The organism is Pseudomonas sp. TWRC1-2 (genome assembly GCF_049896685.1).
Taxonomy (GTDB): Bacteria; Pseudomonadota; Gammaproteobacteria; order Pseudomonadales; family Pseudomonadaceae; genus Aquipseudomonas.
In genome coordinates this window covers 1-19,289 of sequence record NZ_JAFCUU010000012.1, presented here as the reverse complement: position 1 = coordinate 19,289, position 19,289 = coordinate 1, and the positions used below count along the sequence as shown (strand labels likewise).

17 protein-coding genes are annotated in these 19,289 nt (G+C 56.7%); 6 read left to right on the top strand and 11 right to left on the bottom strand.

Annotated features, from left to right (window positions below):
• Positions 1–38 precede the first annotated feature (38 nt).
• A complete protein-coding gene (locus ACP7B3_RS26945) occupies positions 39–4,529 on the bottom strand; it encodes a dermonecrotic toxin domain-containing protein (protein WP_426182154.1) in 4,491 nt (1,496 codons plus the stop codon).
• A 624-nt stretch (positions 4,530–5,153) separates the two neighbouring features.
• Between ACP7B3_RS26945 and ACP7B3_RS26940 the strand changes: the two genes are divergently transcribed.
• The 3 genes from ACP7B3_RS26940 to ACP7B3_RS26930 all read left to right on the top strand — a co-directional run bounded on the left by ACP7B3_RS26940 (position 5,154) and on the right by ACP7B3_RS26930 (position 7,655).
• Positions 5,154–5,558, top strand: coding sequence for a TraR/DksA family transcriptional regulator (locus ACP7B3_RS26940; protein WP_010564800.1), 405 nt, complete (start codon positions 5,154–5,156; stop codon positions 5,556–5,558).
• A gap of 95 nt (positions 5,559–5,653) precedes the next feature.
• Positions 5,654–7,336 (top strand): methyl-accepting chemotaxis protein, encoded by a 1,683-nt coding sequence (locus ACP7B3_RS26935; RefSeq protein ID WP_426182151.1) that lies wholly within the window; start codon positions 5,654–5,656, stop codon positions 7,334–7,336.
• Between the two features lie 115 nt (positions 7,337–7,451).
• Positions 7,452–7,655, top strand: a complete 204-nt coding sequence (locus ACP7B3_RS26930) for a hypothetical protein (protein WP_242197497.1) — start codon at positions 7,452–7,454, stop codon at positions 7,653–7,655.
• Positions 7,656–7,662: 7 nt separating this feature from the next.
• Here ACP7B3_RS26930 and ACP7B3_RS26925 read toward each other — a convergent pair whose 3' ends face one another.
• The 3 genes from ACP7B3_RS26925 to ACP7B3_RS26915 all read right to left on the bottom strand — a co-directional run bounded on the left by ACP7B3_RS26925 (position 7,663) and on the right by ACP7B3_RS26915 (position 8,587).
• The gene (locus ACP7B3_RS26925; protein WP_106580278.1) at positions 7,663–7,899 is read right to left on the bottom strand and encodes a DUF2789 domain-containing protein; all 237 of its coding nucleotides are present in this window, start codon (positions 7,897–7,899) and stop codon (positions 7,663–7,665) included.
• Between the two features lie 71 nt (positions 7,900–7,970).
• Entirely contained in the window at positions 7,971–8,201 is a 231-nt protein-coding gene (locus ACP7B3_RS26920; protein WP_119741687.1) for a hypothetical protein, read from the bottom strand.
• Between the two features lie 110 nt (positions 8,202–8,311).
• On the bottom strand, positions 8,312–8,587 hold the full coding sequence (locus tag ACP7B3_RS26915) for a hypothetical protein (RefSeq protein ID WP_145164590.1): 276 nt from the start codon (positions 8,585–8,587) through the stop codon (positions 8,312–8,314).
• A 387-nt stretch (positions 8,588–8,974) separates the two neighbouring features.
• On the opposite strand from ACP7B3_RS26915, the gene ACP7B3_RS26910 reads away from it, so the two are divergent.
• Positions 8,975–9,445: a hypothetical protein gene (locus ACP7B3_RS26910; protein WP_426182146.1), complete on the top strand. Its 471-nt coding sequence runs from the start codon at positions 8,975–8,977 to the stop codon at positions 9,443–9,445.
• Positions 9,446–9,578: 133 nt separating this feature from the next.
• A complete protein-coding gene (locus tag ACP7B3_RS26905; RefSeq protein WP_242197491.1) occupies positions 9,579–10,595 on the top strand; it encodes an ABC transporter substrate-binding protein in 1,017 nt (338 codons plus the stop codon).
• A gap of 140 nt (positions 10,596–10,735) precedes the next feature.
• Here the strand turns inward: ACP7B3_RS26905 and ACP7B3_RS26900 are convergent, their stop codons facing one another.
• Complete coding sequence (locus tag ACP7B3_RS26900) at positions 10,736–12,862, bottom strand: TonB-dependent receptor (RefSeq protein WP_426182143.1); 2,127 nt, start codon at positions 12,860–12,862, stop codon at positions 10,736–10,738.
• 95 nt (positions 12,863–12,957) lie between these two features.
• Positions 12,958–13,347 (bottom strand): DUF2946 domain-containing protein, encoded by a 390-nt coding sequence (locus ACP7B3_RS26895; RefSeq protein ID WP_426182140.1) that lies wholly within the window; start codon positions 13,345–13,347, stop codon positions 12,958–12,960.
• Positions 13,348–13,439: 92 nt separating this feature from the next.
• On the opposite strand from ACP7B3_RS26895, the gene ACP7B3_RS26890 reads away from it, so the two are divergent.
• Positions 13,440–13,877: a DUF3995 domain-containing protein gene (locus ACP7B3_RS26890; protein WP_242197482.1), complete on the top strand. Its 438-nt coding sequence runs from the start codon at positions 13,440–13,442 to the stop codon at positions 13,875–13,877.
• Between the two features lie 8 nt (positions 13,878–13,885).
• Here the strand turns inward: ACP7B3_RS26890 and ACP7B3_RS26885 are convergent, their stop codons facing one another.
• The 5 genes from ACP7B3_RS26885 to ACP7B3_RS26865 form a co-directional block, all read right to left on the bottom strand.
• The gene (locus ACP7B3_RS26885; protein ID WP_369303266.1) at positions 13,886–14,269 is read right to left on the bottom strand and encodes a hypothetical protein; all 384 of its coding nucleotides are present in this window, start codon (positions 14,267–14,269) and stop codon (positions 13,886–13,888) included.
• A gap of 35 nt (positions 14,270–14,304) precedes the next feature.
• Positions 14,305–14,616 (bottom strand): hypothetical protein, encoded by a 312-nt coding sequence (locus ACP7B3_RS26880; RefSeq protein WP_426182136.1) that lies wholly within the window; start codon positions 14,614–14,616, stop codon positions 14,305–14,307.
• A 426-nt stretch (positions 14,617–15,042) separates the two neighbouring features.
• Complete coding sequence (locus ACP7B3_RS26875; RefSeq protein ID WP_426182133.1) at positions 15,043–15,339, bottom strand: hypothetical protein; 297 nt, start codon at positions 15,337–15,339, stop codon at positions 15,043–15,045.
• Between the two features lie 447 nt (positions 15,340–15,786).
• Positions 15,787–16,422 (bottom strand): hypothetical protein, encoded by a 636-nt coding sequence (locus ACP7B3_RS26870; protein ID WP_426182130.1) that lies wholly within the window; start codon positions 16,420–16,422, stop codon positions 15,787–15,789.
• The coding region (locus tag ACP7B3_RS26865; protein ID WP_426182127.1) for an RHS repeat-associated core domain-containing protein at positions 16,422–19,289 on the bottom strand (2,868 nt) is incomplete at its 5' end. The genes ACP7B3_RS26870 and ACP7B3_RS26865, both read right to left, overlap by 1 nt.

The following is a 19,289-nucleotide window of genomic DNA, read 5'->3' as shown; positions in this document are numbered from 1 at the left end:
AGCGTTGACGATGCTGGCGAGCACGCTCGCTCCAGGGTTTACGGGGCCAAAGGCAGGAACCGGCGCTCTGCCAGTTCACGGCCGATTGTGCCATGGTGCACATCCACCACGCTTTGTGGGCCCCGGGCGTTGGCCAGGAGCGAGTAGTAACTGTCCTTACGTTGATTCTTTTTTTTCAGGTGGGCCACGGTGTAGTCGTGCTTCGGTGTGTCGGCTTTGGCGTAATGAAAATGTGCATACCACAGCGGATAGCCGCGTTTGTCGTTGACCGCGTACTCCTGGATGAAATCCTGCCGGACGCCTCGCATCTCAATGCGTGAGCCGAGCCTGGCCAGTTGCACGAGGTCCTGGTCCAGCAAGTACACCAGGTTAGCGTCGTTCGGCGGCAGTTCCAGTGAGTACTGGACGCGCAGTTCCTGGCCCTTGGTGGTCAAGGTCGTGACCGCCGCTCGCATCTCGTCCAGCAGGGTCTGGTCGGTAAGCACTCTTGAATCCTCCGGCTTGGCCTGGATGGATCGATAGAGTTCGTCGGCCAACTCGGTGAATCGGCGAGCCTCCTTCTGCAGACTCTCCTGGATCTCGACAGGAAACTTGGAAACCTTTGCATAGCCGGCCTCACGCTTGAGGATCGGCGTGAGCTCCTGCAGGTATTTGCGCGCTTCACCTTTGACCACACTCAGTGCCCGCGTGCCTGGCGGCAGCGGCGGGGCGCTGGGGCGTATCTCTATGATTTCGTCCCATTGGTGCTCGCGCTGTGAGTAAGTGCCCAACAGTTGGTCACCCTCTACGGAGCGCACTTCGACCCGATCGATTGGAAACGCTGCGTCGGCAGGCTTCAGGTCGCCGATCAACACGCCTTGCCTGCGGGTTTTGATCACCTTTTTCTGCGGGCCGCCGTCAGCAGGCCGAGGATGCTTGGGAGGGTGCTTGACCGCGTGGGGTTCAGGCTTGATCTCGGCGGCCAACTGCTGCATGGCATCCTGGTACAGCTCTGTCAGCAGTTTTTGTATGTGTTGGAAAGGCGTCATGTGCAAGTTGTCGGCATGAACCATGGCCATGCTTTGCAGCGCGTCCAGCGCCTGGCCGTAGTGCCGGAAGAGACTGTCCAGTACGTTCAGGCGCTCATCCGGCGTCAGGCTAAGGGTGCTGAGTTCAGCATGGGTGCGCACTTGGGGGTGCAGTGGCTCAAGCACGGAATACAACTCGGTGTTGGCGCTATGGTCCCAGGTTTTGACGCTCAGGTATTTAAGGGTATTGAGTTGCTGGTACTTGATCGCCAATGCGCCAAGCTCTGCAGGGCGGTTCATGGTCAGGCGGTTATAGCTTTCCAGGCCGGGCTGGCCCAGATTGAATAACTCCAGCAGGTAGTGATCCTTGAGTTCCAGGGCCTTTATCTGCCGCTCATTGATTTCACTCATCTCATTGAGAAATTGTAAGTGATGGGCAACGTTGGCGAGCATGACGGGTGTCCGTTCGATCCCACCACCCATGAGCTCCTGGTGCATGGCATAGAGCGCTTTGCGGTCCATGTCGGCGATCACGACTGACTTGCGTGCGTTATTGATGATGTTTTCCAGCAGTGTGGCACTGACCTGGGCCGGGAAGGGGATGTGCAACGCTTCACGCTCTTTGCGACTGTCGAGTATTTTGCGGTAGCCCTCACTCTGTTCGTATAAAGCCCTGTCGAAGGCCCTGCGGGTGCTGGCCTTTGCTGCGTCGGAGTATTTGGGGTTGGCGGCCGCCAGGGTCATGAGCATTTCTGCGTCGTCAGCTTTTTTTTGCTGAGCTTGTTGGTCGTTGGAAAATTGCTCGTATTGCGCGTTGAGCTGTATTTTGCGCTCGGCCTGGCGCTTTCGTTCGGCGGCAATGCGTTTGGCTGGCATCCCACCGCGCAGGCGCAGACGCAAGTCCAGCGACCAGTTGCCCAAGCCGTCGGTTTGCAGGAAAGGCCCCAGCCGGGTGGGGTCGATGGGGTCGACAATCACCACGCCCGCGTCGCGTTCAGGGCTCAGTTTGTACCACTGGGTATCCAGCAAGGCGTACCAGTCTCCCAGGTACGAATACAGTCCTCTGCGTGGCCCGTCCAATTGGGGCTTGGGCAATGGCTCGGGCTTGGGTGCCCTGAACCCGGCCAGCCGTTCGCGTTGGCTGGGCGTGAGTCGGTGGTGGGCGTTGGAAAAGCTGAAATCGAACACCGTAGCGTCCCTCGCTAGCCCTTCGTTTTCCAGTACGGTAGGACCTTGGTGCACCGCAGGGGCGGGTGCTGGTGGCCAGTGCTCGTCGCCCAGCCTGGTAAGCGGTGAACGAAGGGCTTGTTGCCTGACATCGTTAGTCAGCGGTGTCGAGGGCGATGTCGTCGGCGGTAGCCATTGGTGCATCAGCATGCCGATGTTCAGCAACAGGTCGACCAGCGCCAATTCCCGGGTCACCGGATCATCGCTGCCAAGGGCTGGAATATCATGGCTGGCACTGCTCATCAGGCTGAGCAGCCAACCCGTGAGCATAAGAGGGCCTCGGGCCAGGGGCAGCAGCAGGGTGTTGAACAGCAGGCCGGCGCCTTCAAGCAGCACGCGCCAGCGGCTCTCGTGGTTGGAAACCGAGGCGCGATCAGCCTGATCGACCAGCGCCCGTGCGTTACTGCCATACAAGAACTGCATCAGTTGGCCGCTGGACAGAAACTGCCTCAGCTCGTCGTTGCTGCCATCAGTCGCCAGGGTGGCGGGTTGCGGTACGTCAGGGACGCTGAACTCATCGCCCATGCCAAATCGCGGGTAATGAGGTTCCTGGAATCCACCGTTGGCGTAGACCGGCCTTGCGCCGTCGGACAACCAGGTCAGCACACTGGTCTGCAATTCACCAGGGTGGGCAATGGCCTGCAGCAAGTCCTCGCGGCTGGCGAACTCCCGAAGGGGATCGGCATACAAGGGCCGGTACAGCAGGTGTGGGCCGGCGAGGGCGCTCTCGGATTCGATGATGTACATATTGGTGACAACATCCGGTGTCGCTTGGGATTTGCGCACCAGGGCGAGGTGGCGAATGACGATGGCCTGGCCTTCGACCTGGCGTTGCTCACTGCGCTCGCCCATCAGTGCGGCCACGTAGCGAGCCCCGCGCAGGGTCATGCCGTGCTGGTTGTTCAGCGCCCATTCCAGGGCCAGCATTGGCAGCTGTGCGACCGTGTGTTGTGCGAAGCGCTCTGTGCGTTGCCGCGCCTGGTCACTGTCGCCGAGCAGTTGGGTGTCGAGCAATTCGGGGTAGGCCTTGCCAATATCGACCTGCTCGATCAGCCCGCCGCGGCCTTTGATGTAGTCGGGCGTCAGCCAGGTTGGCAGGGGCAGCGAGCGGCGATGTCGTACGGTGAGTTGCCCACGGGGCTGGCCCTGCAGGTTGCTGATGGCCAGCTCAGTGAGGCTCATGTGCACGGGCTCGACGAAGCCGGAGCCTCCCGGGTATCCGACGGCCACGCTGAATGTCAATTGCAGGTCATCGGGGTGGAACTGTGTGGCCTTCGACTGTTCGGGCGTCACCTTGTCGAAGGTGATCTCATCGTGTTTCAGCTGTTGCAACAGGGCATTGGTTGCGAAGGTGTAGATGTCTGGAATATCGCTGAGAAAGGTGTGGCCGTTGCTGCGTTTTTTGGCGCTGGCCAAGGCCAGGCTATAGCGTCCATAGCGTAGCTGGTCAGCCGCGCTGGCATGTTGCAGCCAGGCCGGGGTTTGTTGGCGCAGTGTCGTCTGTAGCTTCGCGGCAGAGGTCGGCGCCTCAAGAAAAGAGTGGGCGGGGTTGCCGATCTCCAGGCACAGCGCGCGAAGTGTATCGAGTTCCAGGCGGGTGGGCAGGGTGAGGGCGCTCAGGTCTTCCAGTTGCTGATTGAGCATCAGTGCCGCCTGGATGTCGAAAACGTTGCCGTCGGGCTCCCATTGTTGGGTGGTGATGTGCTCGACCACGTAGGGCTGCGCAACCTGTCGGGTCCAGGCCTGGAGGCTGGCGTCCATGGACGAAAAACGTTCGCAGGTACCGGTGGTTTGGCAGAGCAGGACCCGGGTTGCCTGGGTCAACAACAGGTGCGGGCTGAGCAGGGGGAGTGTCTGTTGACCTTCCTTGAGCGTCGCCCGCGGGTAATAGGCGCGCACGGCGTTGGCCCCGAATCGACGGATACGTTCGTCGCGGTCGGGGTAGCTGATCAGTTGTTCAAGCATTTCACGCTCAGTGCCGTCCAACTCCGCCTGGCTGATGGCGGCGACCCTGAGGTTGTCGGCCAGCCAATCGCTGAGCCAGCGCCAGCGTGACAGGCCGTTGTCGGCCTCTTCGCGCCAATAAGTGGCCAGGGCGTTTTGCAGGGCTGTCGGCAGGGTCAAGGGCAATTGCTTGATTATGTTTTCGATGATGTTCATGTCGAGGGCGGAGGTCGCCGGGGCTGCAAGCTTGAGACGGCTAGGCGGAGCGTCGGTCAGGTAGCAGGACTCGCCGTGCCGGTCACTTAAGTCCAGCTCGGTGCCGGTGGCGAGAAACTCGAGCACGCGGGCCATGAGCGGATGCAGAGTCCAGCCTCCGGTGGGACTGGGTATGGCCAATTGTGTACGGGACAGATCAACGACCAAGGTTGGATAGTGTTGCCGGATCAGCTCTGTCAGCAGTTGCCGGGTAACAGTGTCCAGCGTCGGGCGTGAAGCAAATTGTGCGCTGACGGCTTGTGCGGGGAGCGCGCGATGGGCGGAGGGGATTGCGGGCATGAGAGGTCCTGTTCGGTAGGGAAACTTCGGAGCCTCTATCTATACCGGGGCGAATTTTCGACGGGAGGTATGTAACTGCCGCCACCGCGTGCTGAGATCTGTTGAATCGCCCTTGCGCATAGGCCTGGTGGCCTTATTCAACCGTTTGTCTTCTATATAGCTCCACAACACTGAATTTCTTGCTATAAACGCACTCCGATGACCATTCGCCAAGCCCGTCCTGGTGCCTTTGGGGGTTAATTGGGAAAAAATGCCTGTCTTTTCAGTTGCTGAGCCCTCAAGTCGGCCTTAGACTGCCGCCCCTCGTAAATTGAGTGCCGGGTGGCGCTTGAAATGGACGGCGCCTTTCCGAGGCCTGCAGAGGTCTGCCGGAACGCTCCCTTATTCGCCTTAATGCACGTATTTTTTATAGAGAAATCAATGACAAAGGAAAAGTTGCTGGCCATGCCGGCGGATGACTACATGAATGCCGAACAGCACGCTTTTTTCGAGCAGCTGCTGCAAGACATGAAAGTGGAACACCACGAGCGCATTGAACAGAACCGTATCGCCATCGAAAGCCTGGACACCCCGGCTGACCCGGCTGACGCGGCGTCCGTTGAAGAAGAGCGCACCTGGCTGGTCAATGCCATCGATCGCGACCAGCGCATGCTGCCGCAGCTTGAGCGTGCACTGGAACGCATCAAGGAAGATTCCTTTGGCTGGTGCGACGACAGCGGCGAGCCTATCGGCCTCAAGCGCCTGCTGATCAGCCCGACCACCAAGTACTGCATCGAAGCGCAAGAGCGCCACGAGCAGATCGACAAGCACCAGCGTCAAGCCTGATGTGCTGAAGTTGGGCGCTGCTGATGCGGCGCTCAAGAGAAATACCGGTTACGCCCCTGTCTATTGATCTGCTGCAAGCCTCCCACTAACGGCCCATGGATAATGGCCCGATAGTGGCGTTTAATGCAGAAACAATAACGACAAGCAGTGGGGTAACGACGATGGCTGGAGACGGATCTCTGATGGGCGCAGCAGTGCCCGTGCACGCGCGGGTGCGCGCGCTGCCCGGCTGGCTCACGCCGCTCTTGCAGAGCACCGCCCTGGTGCTGGTTCTGCTGGGCTTGGCGTTTGCTGGCTTGCCGCTGTACCTGTGCCTGCCGCTGGCCTTGCTGGTGATATGGCTGCCCACCCTTAAAAGTCGAACGCACCGCGTGGCGCCTGTCCCCGTCGCCGATACGATGGGCGAGCTGACTCGCGATCTTTCCTACACCACCAGCCATAACGCGCTGTCCGCTGCCGGCGTGGCCTATTCGGTCAAGCAATTGGCGGCCCGGTTGCAATCGCAATTAAGCGCAGCCAGGCAAATCGTCAGCAGCGCCGAAGTCATGATCGGCACTGAGCAGGTCACCTCCCAACTCAGCCGCCAAGCCTTGGGCGCGGCCAGCCAGGCGCATCAGCACAGTACGCAGGGCCGTGAAGTGCTGGCCGAGTCAATCACGCGCATGCGCCAGCTCAGCCAGCGTGCCGACGCCAGTCGCGAGTTGATTGAAGCCTTAAGCCTGCGCAGTGAAGAAATCCAGCGCGTCACGCTGGTGATCCAATCGATCGCCAGCCAGACCAACCTGCTTGCTTTGAACGCGGCCATTGAAGCGGCGCGGGCCGGTGAGCACGGGCGCGGGTTTGCCGTGGTTGCCGATGAAGTGCGCGGCCTGGCCGGGCGTACTGCCACGGCGACCGATGAGGTTGGGGTGATGGTCGCTGATATCCAGCAACGCACGGCGCAGGTGGTGGAGCAGATTCGCCAGTTGTCGGCGGACCTGCACACGGGCGTTGAACAGGTGGAGCACGCCGGCGAACAACTGGAGAGCATCGCCAGCCTGGCGGCGGATGTGGAAGGGCAGGTGAATGAAATTGCGCAGGGCACCGATACCAACCGCGCGCAACTCGACAGCCTGTTCCATGCGGTGGAGCAGATGCGCAGCGATCTGACCGTGAGCGATCAGCAAACCCGCCAACTGGCCGACGCCGCCGTGCAAATGGAAGGGCAAGCCGAAACCATCAGCGAGCGCTTGGCCGAAGTCGGCCTGGATGACTATCACCAGCGCATCTACGATTTGGCCCGCGAGGGCGCACACCGCATCGCCGAGCAGTTCGAGGCCGATGTATTGCAAAACCGCATCAGCCTGCAGGACTTGTTCGACCGCAGTTACACGCCGATCCCGAATACCAGCCCGAGCAAGTACCACACGCGTTTTGACCGTTACACCGATGAGGTTTTGCCGGCGATCCAGGAAGCGCTGCTGCCGCGCCATGAGGGATTGGTATTCGCCATTGCCTGCACGCCTCAGGGTTATGTGCCGACACACAACAAGGCTTTTTCCCAGGCGCTCACCGGCGACGCGCACGTCGATGCGGTGCAGAACCGCACCAAGCGCAAGTTCGAAGACCGTACCGGCATCCGCTGCGGCAGCCATCAGCAGGCAGTGTTGTTGCAGACCTATACCCGCGATACCGGCGAGTTGATGCACGACTTGTCGGTGCCGATCATGGTTAACGGGCGGCATTGGGGCGGCTTGCGTCTGGGCTATAAACCGCAGGCGACGAAGCCGGCACGCTAGCGATTGTTGCTGTTTATGCAAGGGAGCTATTCCGGGGATAGCTTTTTCCAACGGGAAGAAAGCCGTAGCATGGCCGACATTGTTAGGTAGCTAACTAATGTGGCGGAGAAGCTCCATGCAAAACAAAGTCGATGTCGCCGTGATGATCGGCAGTGGTGTTCCCGAAACCCTGCGCTCGCTGGGTCAGAAAGCCTGCTGGGTCGTGCTGCTCAATGGCGAGCAACGCGGCACGGCATTCGCCAGTCGCGACGAAGCGCAGGAGTGCAAGGCTGCCTGGGAGGCGTTATTGCGCCTGGAGCAATCCGACAGCCTGCATTGAGGGTAGGTTAGTGAGGTTGATGCAGGCGCTGGTTCAGTTCGTCCACGGGGATAGCCCATTCGGCGTCCTCACGCAGTTCTTCTTTCAGGAACGCCGCTTGTTGCGGCGTCCAGAAAGGCGCATCGATCAGCTTCACGTCTTCAGCCAGCGGGTGCGCATCGATGAATGCGTCGATTGCCTCCGGGGTTGAATCCAGGCCCAGTTGTTCAAACAGTGTTTCGAGAGTAGGGATTGGCGCGTCCATAGTGTTCTCCATGCAAGGTGATGGTCGTTGTGCATGTGAGGCGCAGGAGGCGGCAGAGTTCTATCGGATTGTCAGGAATTGAGTGCACCTGAATCCACGGCGGATTTAAGTGCCTTGGCAGCATCTTTTGCCGCTGTTGCAGCGGCGTCGACAGTTTTGAACCAACGATCTTTTTCTACCTGGTGTGTTGTGACCGTGGTCAGCGGTGGTTTGGCCCGCATGATGATCACCGCTTGAAACTCACCGTCAACTTCCCTCGCATCGCCATGGATGAAAAATTCGCCAATATCAAATTCCGTCACGTATAGCCTTCCCTTCAAGGTAACTGCACTGATAAAACCTGACCCGATAGGGGCAAACTTCAATGGACGGGCCAGTATGGCAGTTGTTGAGGGGCGGCGGCGCAGTAAACTCATCCAGATGACGAAACGATGCCTGGGTGAAAGGTCAGCGGGTTGGCTTCAAGCTTTTTAGCCAATTCGCAGGCCCGGATGTGGTTGCTGCGAAAGCCTCTGATCCTGCCGCTGGTCACTTCCAGGATATGAAAGAAATTGCGGCCCGCCGGTACAACTTGGTAAAGAACGGAATTGGAGTACCCGTCGGGGCTGTCCAGGCAGTAGTATTGACGCTCGTCTGGACATGATGAACGAGTGCGGGAAGACGTAGCATTGAGTTGACGTGTTTGCATGGCCGGCTCCTGTCGGTCGATCTTGTTGACTTGCCCGCAGCGTTTTCAGGTGGTTTTGACCCGCGTTGCTGTTTTAGTATTGTCGTCCACAGCGTTGGCCTGGTTCCATGGCCAGGTATTTTGTGATGTGTATGCTGTCGGAAACTGCGTTTTTAATTGGGTTATTCTCTGAAGCTGACCGGCCTGTATTCTCAGGTCCTTGAACCTGTGATTTCCTGTGGCGCCTGATGACTTGCACAAGGTCCATCGCGCATCTGTGTACTAGTCTTACAGCGCAGCAGCGGGTTCTCTTCAGTTTTTTAATGAATGTGTGATCGAGCCGTTACGGCCGTTTTTTTGTGCTGTCCGCTGCGGCGGTCGGTGCTTTTTCGATGTGGGGGCGTTTCCTTGGCAGTCAGTAATCTGGATATGCACGCGTTATTCGTGCTGGGTGATTTGCGCGCAAAGTTGGTCAAGCAGTTTCAATCCCGTTTTGTTTACATCACCGAACAGACGCCGGAAGGCATCTACATTGCCGAAATCGACACCGAAGCGGCGATGGTGGTGGATGACAAGCCGCGCCTGGAGCTCAAGGTCGGCGACCATTTTCGCGCGGCGGTGCTGCCGAGCCGTGAAGGCGGCAAATTCGAATTGAAGTTCCGCGATATCAAGTTGACGGTGTATGGCTTGGGCGATTACGCCTATGTTTCTTCGCCCGAAGGCCTGGGCATCGTGTTCAAGGAAGGCCACAGCGTAATGCTGGTGTTTGCCGCTCACGAACAGCTGCAGGAAAACCTCACCAAAACGCTCAAAGCCGTAACCGGCAAGGCCGCCAAGTGGCGCAAGGGTGAACTGGTGACCTTCAAGGCCAGTGAATAGTCGTTAAACCTCGCGTGTATTTCTGCTCTCCCGGAACCTCTACTACAGTTGAGTTGACTTAACTAATCAGAGGCTTCGCGCATTGGCAGCAAAGCCGTCCGCTATGGCTGCGAAAACGCGAGGTGCACAAGGCATGAAAGGATTGAGAACCCTGTTGGCAGCGTCCCTGACGGCTTTGAGCCTGTCGGTGGCTTCACTGCCGGTATCGGCCGCCCAAGCTCCGGTGCATTTTGCCGACCTGAACTGGGAAAGTGGCAGCCTGATCACCGAGGTGCTGCGCTTTATTGTTGAGAAGGGCTACGACCTGCCCACCGATACCTTGCCCGGCACGACCATCACCCTGGAAACCGCGTTGGCGAAAAACGACATCCAGGTGATTGGCGAGGAATGGGCCGGCCGCAGCCCGGTGTGGATCAAGGCTGAGGCCGAAGGCAAAGTGGTAGGCCTGGGCGATACGGTCAAGGGCGCCACTGAAGGCTGGTGGGTGCCGGAGTATGTGGTCAAGGGCGACCCTGCAAAGGGCCTCAAGCCTCTGGCGCCGGACCTCAAAAGCGTCACAGACCTGGCGCGTTACAAGGATGTGTTCAAAGACCCGGAATCGCCAGGCAAGGGGCGCTTTCTCAACAGCCCCATCGGCTGGACCTCGGAAGTGGTCAACAAACAAAAGCTCAAGGCTTACGGCCTGGAAGATAGCTACGTGAATTTTCGCAGTGGTTCGGGCGCCGCCCTGGATGCCGAGATTGCGTCATCGATCCGTCGTGGCAAACCGGTGTTGTTCTACTACTGGTCGCCGACGCCGTTGATGGGGCGTTACAAGCTGATCCAGCTGGAAGAGCCACCGTTTGACGCCGATGCGTGGAAGACACTGACCGATGCGGATAACCCCAACCCGAGGCCGACCCGCTCGTTGGCGTCCAAGTTGAGCATTGGTGTATCGACGCCGTTCCAACAGGCAAACCCGCAGATTGCCGAATTTTTTACCAAGGTTCAGTTTCCCATCGAGCCGCTGAACAAGGCCTTGGCGACCATGAGCGAGAACCATACGGCGCCCCGCGAAGTGGCCCAGGCGTTTCTCAAGGAGCATCCTGAGGTGTGGAAGGCGTGGTTGACGGAGGATGTGGCGCAGAAAGTTGAGGCGAGTTTGAAGTAGCCGACGGCCTTACATGGATGAGCATCCAAATGTGGGAGCGGGCTTGCTCGCGAAGGCGGTGTGTCAGTCGATGTGTTGAGTGACTGATCCATCGTCTTCGCGAGCAAGCCCGCTCCCACATTTTTGATTGTATTTCAGGCTTAGAACTTGGTTTGAATGGCCACTTCAAATGTCCGTGGCGACCCCAAATAGTAAGCCGGCGACACGTGCGCAAACTCCGCATACACCTCATTCGTCAGGTTGCGCACCCGGCCGGTTAACGAGGTGTGTGAGTCCACCTTGTAGCGCAGGAAAGTCCCGAACAGCGTGTAGGCCGGTACCGTCAGGGTATTGGCATTGTCCGCATACACCTGCGCGACATACCGCGCATCCACGCCCCCCTGCCAATCCTGTGTGAAGTCATAAGTCAGCCATACGTTGCCCACGCGCTTGGGTACGTTGGTGGGCGTATTGCCCTTGCGTGAGACCACCGCGCCGCTGGCGATTTTTTCGTTGAAATCATCGTATTCGGCATCCACCCAGGCGAAATTGCCCTCGGCCAGCAGCTTTGGCGTGATGCGCAATGAGCTGGCCAACTCAAGACCCTTGGAGGACTGCGCGCCCACTGGAATGCTGTTGTTCGGGTCCAGCGGGTCGGTAACGGCGAAATCCTTGCGTTCGATCTTGTAGGCCGCGACGTTGGCCGAGCCGCGACCGTCCAGGTAATCGAACTTGCTGCCCACTTCCCACTGTTTGCCGGTCGACACGTCGAACACTTGGGTGGTGGTCGACGGCTGCTCGGCCGCGGTGCTGTATTGCACATACACATTGGCCGACGGGATGAACTGGTAAGTCAGGCCCACGCGACCGGTCACCGGCTCCCAGCTGCGCTTGAAGTGACGTGGGTTGGTGGCTGTCACCGTTCTGTGGTTGGTAACGTCCAGGTCGATCGCGTCGTAGCGCAAGCCGGTCAGCAGCGAGAGTTTGTCGGTGAGGCCCAGACGGTTTTCGGCGAACAGTGCCTGGGTGGTGACCGCATTGGTTTTGTCCTTGACGAAGCCCGGCCGGGTGCCCGGTATGTCGTAGAAGTGCCCTGGGTTGTAGTGGTTCGGGTCCACGCTACTGTTACCTGGCACGTTCAGTGGGTTGTTGGTGGTGCTGTTGACCTTGTACTCGAAGCCGCCGGACCAGGTGGTCGACAAGCCGAAGAACGTATCGTCGTGGCGCAGTTCGAACTGGTTGCCGTTCTGTTCGCCCTGATGACGTACCTGGTAGGCCGTCGAACGGTTCACCGCGCTGTTGTCGGCGTTGTATTGGTAGGTCTCCAGGTTGCAGTAGTCGCGCTGGCTGTCCAAGTGATAGAGCGTGTTCTTCAGCGTGGTGCTGTCGTTGATCCGATAATCAATGATCGAACGCGCCCAGATCGTGCGCTGCTCGTAACGACCATCGGCAACGTTGTAGTTGTTGAACCGGTTGTGCCGGTCGATTTTCAACTCACCCGCCTTGGGGTTGAGCACCGGCGTGCCCCAGTACGGGCTGTCCTCATGTTCATCCTGATATTCCAGCGCCAAGGTATGGGACAGGTTGGGCGTCAGGTCGCTGAGCAGGGAAAACGCCACACTCCAGGCATCCCTCTGGTCGCGGTCGATATAGCTGTGGTTGGTGTTGCGGCTCACGTCCAGACGCGCGTAATGCTGCACCTCGGCACCCGGTTCCGTCAGCGCATGGTTGACGCCAAAGGCCATGCCGGCGGTGTCGTAGCTGCCGTAGGTGAGCTGGCCTTCTGCCGCTTGCTCCTCGCGGGTCGCCAGCTTGGTCACATAGTTCAGCGAACCGCCCACGGAGCCGGCACCATTGATCAAGGAGGAGGGGCCGCCAACCAGTTCGACGCGGTCATAGATCCACGCATCCACCGGCCGGGCCAAGCCGGTGGCGACGTTGATGCCGTTGAACATCTGGGTGATCTGGCTGCTGGTGAATCCACGGTAGGACACAAACCCGCCAAACCCCGGCGGCGCGCTGGCGTTGACGCCGGGCAAGGTGTTGGCCGCATCGCGGAAGGTCTTGGCGCCATGGCGCTCAATGTCGTTGCGGGTGGCAATGGCCACCGATGCCGGGGTTTCCCGCATGCTCAAGCCCAGCCGCGACGCCATGCCGCTGGATTGGTCGAGCGCCAGGCCGGGCTCCGCGGCTTGCTCACCATCAATGGTGGTAGGCGCCAACTCGAGCGCCCAGCCACAGACAGGCAGGCAGCCGAACAGGCCCGCCAACAGGGGTAAATGTTTCATGGTTGAATCCTGAAAAACTTGGCTTGAAAACAACGCACAGCCGCGCGTATTCCCCGATGGGGACGGTGGCCTGTGCAAATCAGAAAGCGAAGGGATCAGGCGAAAGCGGGCGGCGCGCGCGGGTTGGCCGCAGGCCAGGTGAAGCGGGCAGGGATATCAGCGGCAAGCACCACCGCCGGTGGTGGCGCATGAGGTTGTGGCAACACCGCCACATTCAGGCTGGAACTCAGTGCCGGGCCCATACCGCCGGTCGAACACAGCGGGCAACTAAACGCCTTTGACAGCGTCGGCAGGCTCTCATCCGTGGAGTTGGTCGACTTGGGCGCCTGGGTAAGCGGGTCCACCGTACAGAACTGACCACCGATGCCGTTGAGCTGCATCCCCAGCATCTGCCCATGCCCAATACTGCACGCGAACACATTGAACAGGACGCAGCAATAGAGCATCCAGGCAATGAGCGAGCGGTCGGCACGGGCGATTTTCATGGGGCGGCACTTTACCATCAGCCGCCGACGAAATGCCTACAAAAAATCTCAGGGCGACTATCCTCATTCCCACATTTCAGGGAGCGCCCGCCATGAGCTTTGTCATCGCGCGATGGATCGTCGGGGTTTTTACCTGCATCAGCATGGTGCACTTGTACTGGGCCGCCGGCGGCAAACTCGGCAGCCTTGCCGCCATCCCCCAACTGCCCGGCGAATTCGCCCACGGGCCCCGACCAGCGTTCAAACCCTCTGCGCTGGGCACATTCCTGGTCGCGCTGGGGTTGGTGGCGATTGCGCTACTCGTGTGCCTGCGGGCCGGTTTGTATTTCTCACCGGTGTCCCATGGCGCGCTGCAGTGGGGGATCAGTGCGATTGCCGTGGTGATGTTTGCCAGGGCGATAGGCGATTCGGAGTTGGTGGGGTTTTTCAAGAAGGTAGGTGGGTCGAGGTTTGCGCGGCTGGATACGTATTTTTATTCGCCGTTGTGTTTGGTGTTGGGGGTGGGGTTGTTGGTGGTGGCGTGGGGGTGAGGTGGGGGTTAAATGTTTGTTGGGTAGAGGTGAATCCTGGCTGCTCTTACCTCAACAAATCCGGATTCTTGGGGGATCGGTCCGTCAAGTTCGATGAGGATTATTGAGTCGCTGATTTTTAATACGGCGCATTTTTCATCTGCGCCTTGGGATAGTTCAGCCGTAATATAAGTGACGTTGGCTATCGCACTGATTTTCGGTGTTTTTTCAGAGGAGTGCGTCATATTTTTCCCCCACGAAAAAACCTCATCCAAATCGAACTCCATATCAACGATCTCACCGGCTTTTGGCACAGAGTCGCTCCATAGGGCAGTGCCACTTCCGACGGGTGATTGGAAGCTCACGTGCAATACGCCTAGCTCAGAAAATGTATCGATAATTCGAATTTTCATTTTGCTTCTACTTAGTTCGACTCTAGCCGGTTGTGCTATTGACAATCATAGCGTTTTTGTTCGCGATGGATGTAGGTGTATACATCGCCTTGTTGAATTTCTGTTATTTTCATCGTGGCAATAATTTCGTTTAATAGTTCTGCGTGCTTAGAGAGGCAGATAAGTTGCGCGGCTCCACGCGTTTCCGGGTCATAAAATCTGAAGGAGAGAGACATTTTGTCGAAAAGTATTACTTTGAAATCTTCCGTGGTGGAAATCTCTCTAAGATAACTTAGCCTGCGCCATACTTTTTCGAAGTTATTTTTGGGTGTTTGCATGAGTGTGACGGACGTGCGGTCAACAGTCATGCGCGCAGGATCTATGTGTGGTGGTGGAGCGCCAAAGGCTCAGAATATGTCTGGCTCCGAATCAGCGCTCAATTAGCTTTGTTACTTTTTTTACCTGTGCCAAATACTCAGTTATAAAATTTTCTAATGGCTTGGTTTTCATCGTATTGTCTATCCAGTCTATCGGCTCTGGTTGACGTAATCTGAGTGTCTAAGCCGAACAAAAAATCACACTCGTTGCCTAGGATAGATACTCTTCCACGGCGCCAGGATTATAAGCATAATAGCTGCCCATTTTGTGTAGAAATATCAGTATGGACTCGATCTCTTTAAGGGTGTCAAGTGCTTCCTTTTCATTAAGTGCTATTTTTTTATTTTGCACTAGCATTGTTTTCCTGTGATTGTATTGTCCTGAATGAAACTAGCGATGGGTTTAAGATTGAACGGTTAAAAAAAGAAAAATAACCCTGTGCTTTTATTGATTGCTAATTCGTTTAATTGGATTAATTTGGTTAATGTTTTTGAGTTTTCAGGTTTTAAGTGGGCTTTCAATATTTGCAAGGTTGTTTCTAGTTCTTCAGGAGTGGTTATGATTTCGTCCTCATACTCATCGATTATCTTCCCTGTCGCATAATTTATGCTTTCTAATGCACCAGAATTTAAAAAATGTTGGTGTTCTTTTTCAGTAAGCGAGACAGTCTCAAGTAGAGCGACCGGGCAGTCGTTTATGTCCAGCAATTTCATTGCTTCTGTCGTGAGTGGCACGCAAATTATTTTCATTTTCTGGGTGTCTTATTGAAGTGGGTGACTTCATTGTATTCGCTTTGGTTCCTACCCCATTTGCTTTCCAGTCGGGAAGGTCTTGTTACTAGGAACCACGCCATCTAGGCTTAAATAACGTCTTGTACCCAGTAATGAAAGGTCGTAGATTTTGACGTCGCCTCCGTTGAGGTCTTCTGCGACCTTAATATTCTCGAGATGTTTCCTGACTTTTTGTCTTCGTCTGTCGTAGCCACGATTGGATCACTATCAGCAAATTAATCTACGCTTTTACTCAAATAAGGGCTCCTCCAGTTTTAGAGTATTTATCCACTGTCTGTGCTCCCCGGCTGATACAGCGTCTCATCCATCCGTTACCGGGTCGCTGGCTACCAAGTCGGCCATATATCCGAAACAGGTGTTCAGTCAATCTCATATCCTCTCAATGCTGTAGCTACCCGCTATCACTGAAAAGATAACTTCGCCGCTGCTGCTGTCCTTGAAGCAATAATTTTTACCTGATTTGTCTGGAGCGATGCGTGCTACCTCTTGCGAAAGGTTAGAATCCTTTTCCTCGTATATCTCACATTGAGAGGTGATCGCATTTATACTTTTAAAGGCGGCCGGGTTATGAAAAGTGATCAGCAGTGATTGATCTTGTTGGTCCGTAAAAAAAACTAGTAATTCATTTCTTTTGCAAGTGACTTGTTCAATGATTCCCTTTGAGATAGTAATCTTTTCTGTACTAGGGCTTGTTCGATTCATCGGTTGACTGTGCTCCCAGAATTTTAAATCGGAGAAATATCTTTCCATGTCATCCATCTCGTCATCACCGAGAGAGTCGTCAAAGGGCATAGATACGATCCTGCGGACCTTTGCCAAGCGCTGTGTAACGGCGCAATCGTCGATGAAGTCAGTGGTTGCTTTTCGATACTCTTCTAGAGCGCCAGGCTTTTCAGCATAATAACTGCCCATTTTGTGTAAGGATATCAATATAAACTCGATTTCTTTAAGGGCGTCAAGTGCTTCTTTTCCGGGAAGTACTATTTTTTCATTGTTTTCTAACATTACTTTCTCCTTGTGAATTTTGGGTTTTTTAACGTCAAGTTTCCTTTTACGGTTAGCTCAGTAGAGTTATATCTGGGGTTTTTTATCAACTCCAATCGTGATTCCTCTACATCCGTTTCAATGTAATCTCGACCTTTATTTTTTTTGATGTGATATTTGTCCTGCGCTTCTGTCGGGTTTAGTACTTTGCTTTTTGCGGATTCAAGATAAACTCTATTGCTGTCTTGAGCCAATATTGCTCCCTCTTTTTCAATGCCTTTTGAGCCAGCCCTGCTCGTATAGTGTCGTACTCTTACGGTTTTTTCTTGGTTTGATGTGTTAACTGGTAACGTTGGCTCGCCATCGGAAGCTTTTGCGTTCCGTGTTGGGCTCTCGGCTTTATGTTCGGGTTTACATACATTGGCGCCGGGACAGGTGTTTAAGCCTAGCGGATCTACCCACCCTATAGGATTGGGCACGTACTGGTATGTGTTGATCCCACCCGCCAGCTTCACCGGGTCTGGTGTCAGGTAGCGACCAATATCTGGATTGTAGTAGCGATGGCGGTTGTAGTGCAGTCCGCTTTCCGGGTCGAAGTATTGACCCTGGAAACGTAGCGGGTTGTCGATTTTGTTGATGTCTAGGCGGCTGATCTGGCCATAGGCGCGGTAGTGCGCGGACCAGACGATTTCTCCGTCGGGGGCGGTGAGTTCCTGCGGGGTGCCGAGGTGGTCAAGTTGGTAGTGGTAAGGCTGGGTATCTTTTGGGCCGAAGCCTTCCAGCAATGCTAACGGCCGAAAGCTGTCCGGCTCGTAGAGGTAACTGCGATGACGATCCGCGTAATGTTCCGCAACCAGCTTGTCGCCTTGCCAGAAAAACTCCGTGGTTAGGTCGTCGACGGTTTTGCTGATGCGCCGACCAAACGGGTCGTAGCAGTAGCTCGCGGTTTGGCCATTGGGTTGAGTGATACCAATCAACCGATGCTGGCAGTCGTAGCGGTACTCGGTAACGAGTTGCTGACCCTTACCGCGCCTTTGTCGGATCAGATTGCCGAACGCGTCATAGTCGTAATGATGATCGCCCTGCATCACCAACCGATTCCCCGCCACGATGTCCGGACCGGGGCGGTCCTGCATCAGCAGGTTGCCCGCCGGGTCGTGGCCAAAGCGCTCTTGCACGTCTTGCGAGTGATCGGCCCGGGTCAGACGGGCGAGGGGGTCGTAGTGGTAGTGGTGATCGCCTTTGCGCGTATCTAGCAGGCGGGTCAGGTTGCCGGATTTGTCGTAGTCGTAGTGGCGGCGGTAGAGCTTGTGTTCCTCTTGACTCACCGCGTGGGCGTGTAGACGGTTTTGGTCGTCGTAGTCGTAATGGCTGAGCAGTTGGCCTTGTTGGCGCTGGCGTTCTTTTCCGTTGTTGAACAGGTGAGAGGTGAGGGTTTTGCCGTTCAGCTCGACGGTGGCGAGGTGGCCGCTTTTGTCGTGGTTGAAGGTGACGCGGTTGTTGTCCGGCAGGCGCAGGTTTTTCAACTGGCCGCAGGCGTCGTAGCCGTAGCGTAAGGTGCCCCAGCCTTGGTGGTCGGCGATGAGGCGGTTTTGGCTGTCGTACTCGTAGGCTAGCGCCCAGTGACCGTCGTCGACGCTGAGGAGGTTGCCTTGGCGGTCGTAGGCGTAATCGACCACTCTACCGTCTGGAAGGGTTTTTCGTACGAGGCGGCCGGAAAAGTCTCGCTCGTAGCGGGTGACTAACTGACTGCCATCGTCGCCGTGCTCGGTCTTTTCCAGCAGGTTGCCGTTGAGATCGTAGGCATAGGCCGTGCGTTGACCGTCAAAACCAATTTCCTGCTGGATCAGCCCGTTGGGGTGGTAATCAAGCCGGTAGGTCTCGCCAACCTCGTTTTCTATCTCGGTCAGCAGCAGCCGGGCGTTGTCGTAGCGGTATTTAACCTGGGTGCCATCGGCATTGAGGCGGCGGCTGACCAGGTGCAAACCGTCGGCATATTCGTAGCGGGTGACATGCCCCAATTCGTCACGTTCGGAGGTGATTTTTCCGTAGGGGTTGTAGCTGAATTCTCGCGTCGCTCCATCGGGCTTGGTGAGTTTCAACAAGCGCCCTGCGGCGTCCCATTGATACTGCGTCAGCGCGCCATGCTCATCCTCGCGCGCAACCTGCCGCCCTAGATCGTCATAGCGATAACGCTTAACCCCGCCATTCGGCAGCTGTTCCTCAACGAGCTGCCCACGCTCATTCCAAACCAGCCGATGACACCCGTTATCCGGATACCAAACCCCAATCAGTTGCCCATGTTTGTCGTAGGTGTAGTCCGTAATGTGGCCGTCAGGATCTGTCTGACGCGTAACGTCGCCTTGTTCGTTACGCTCATACTTCCAAACCGCCTCGCCCCGCCGTACAACCCGTACGAACCTGTTGTCATGCTCGTAGGAAGTCGGCTCATCCTCCCCAGGAAACATCGCCACCAAACGTCCGGCGTCGTCATACTGATACGCCGTCACCGCCCCCAGCGGGTCTTGCTCAACCGTCAGCCGACCCTTGTCGTCGTAGGATTTGAAATGCTCCGCACCGTCCGGATCAATCCGCTGCACCAGCCGCGCGCGCTGGTCGTGGACATACACTTCCTGGCTGCCATCGACGTTGTGAACCGTAACCCTGCCGTTATCATCCCAGGCATAGCGCGTGTCCATCTGCGAAAAACTGGCCCAATGCCGAACACAGCGCGCGGCCTTGCCAGCCCGTTCCCACGCCCAAAAGAAACTCGCCCCACCGGCCAGTTGCCGCTCAAGAATGACGTGCTGATCGTCGTACCGATAAACCTCACTTTCACCTACAGCATTGGTCGCGGAAACCAGTCGCCCAGCGTCGTCATAGGCGTA

Excerpts from the sequence above, each read along its gene's own strand:
- ACP7B3_RS26945 (WP_426182154.1), bottom strand. The coding sequence starts at position 4,529 with ATGGCCCGCGTGCTCGAGTTTCTCGCCACCGGCACCGAGCTGGACTTA.
- ACP7B3_RS26940 (WP_010564800.1), top strand. The coding sequence starts at position 5,154 with ATGACAAAGGAAAAGTTGCTGGCCATGCCGGCGGATGACTACATGAAT.
- ACP7B3_RS26935 (WP_426182151.1), top strand. The coding sequence starts at position 5,654 with ATGGATAATGGCCCGATAGTGGCGTTTAATGCAGAAACAATAACGACA.
- ACP7B3_RS26930 (WP_242197497.1), top strand. The coding sequence starts at position 7,452 with ATGCAAAACAAAGTCGATGTCGCCGTGATGATCGGCAGTGGTGTTCCC.
- ACP7B3_RS26925 (WP_106580278.1), bottom strand. The coding sequence starts at position 7,899 with ATGGACGCGCCAATCCCTACTCTCGAAACACTGTTTGAACAACTGGGC.
- ACP7B3_RS26915 (WP_145164590.1), bottom strand. The coding sequence starts at position 8,587 with ATGCAAACACGTCAACTCAATGCTACGTCTTCCCGCACTCGTTCATCA.
- ACP7B3_RS26905 (WP_242197491.1), top strand. The coding sequence starts at position 9,579 with ATGAAAGGATTGAGAACCCTGTTGGCAGCGTCCCTGACGGCTTTGAGC.
- ACP7B3_RS26900 (WP_426182143.1), bottom strand. The coding sequence starts at position 12,862 with ATGAAACATTTACCCCTGTTGGCGGGCCTGTTCGGCTGCCTGCCTGTC.
- ACP7B3_RS26895 (WP_426182140.1), bottom strand. The coding sequence starts at position 13,347 with ATGAAAATCGCCCGTGCCGACCGCTCGCTCATTGCCTGGATGCTCTAT.
- ACP7B3_RS26890 (WP_242197482.1), top strand. The coding sequence starts at position 13,440 with ATGAGCTTTGTCATCGCGCGATGGATCGTCGGGGTTTTTACCTGCATC.
- ACP7B3_RS26885 (WP_369303266.1), bottom strand. The coding sequence starts at position 14,269 with ATGAAAATTCGAATTATCGATACATTTTCTGAGCTAGGCGTATTGCAC.
- ACP7B3_RS26880 (WP_426182136.1), bottom strand. The coding sequence starts at position 14,616 with ATGACTGTTGACCGCACGTCCGTCACACTCATGCAAACACCCAAAAAT.
- ACP7B3_RS26875 (WP_426182133.1), bottom strand. The coding sequence starts at position 15,339 with ATGAAATTGCTGGACATAAACGACTGCCCGGTCGCTCTACTTGAGACT.
- ACP7B3_RS26870 (WP_426182130.1), bottom strand. The coding sequence starts at position 16,422 with ATGTTAGAAAACAATGAAAAAATAGTACTTCCCGGAAAAGAAGCACTT.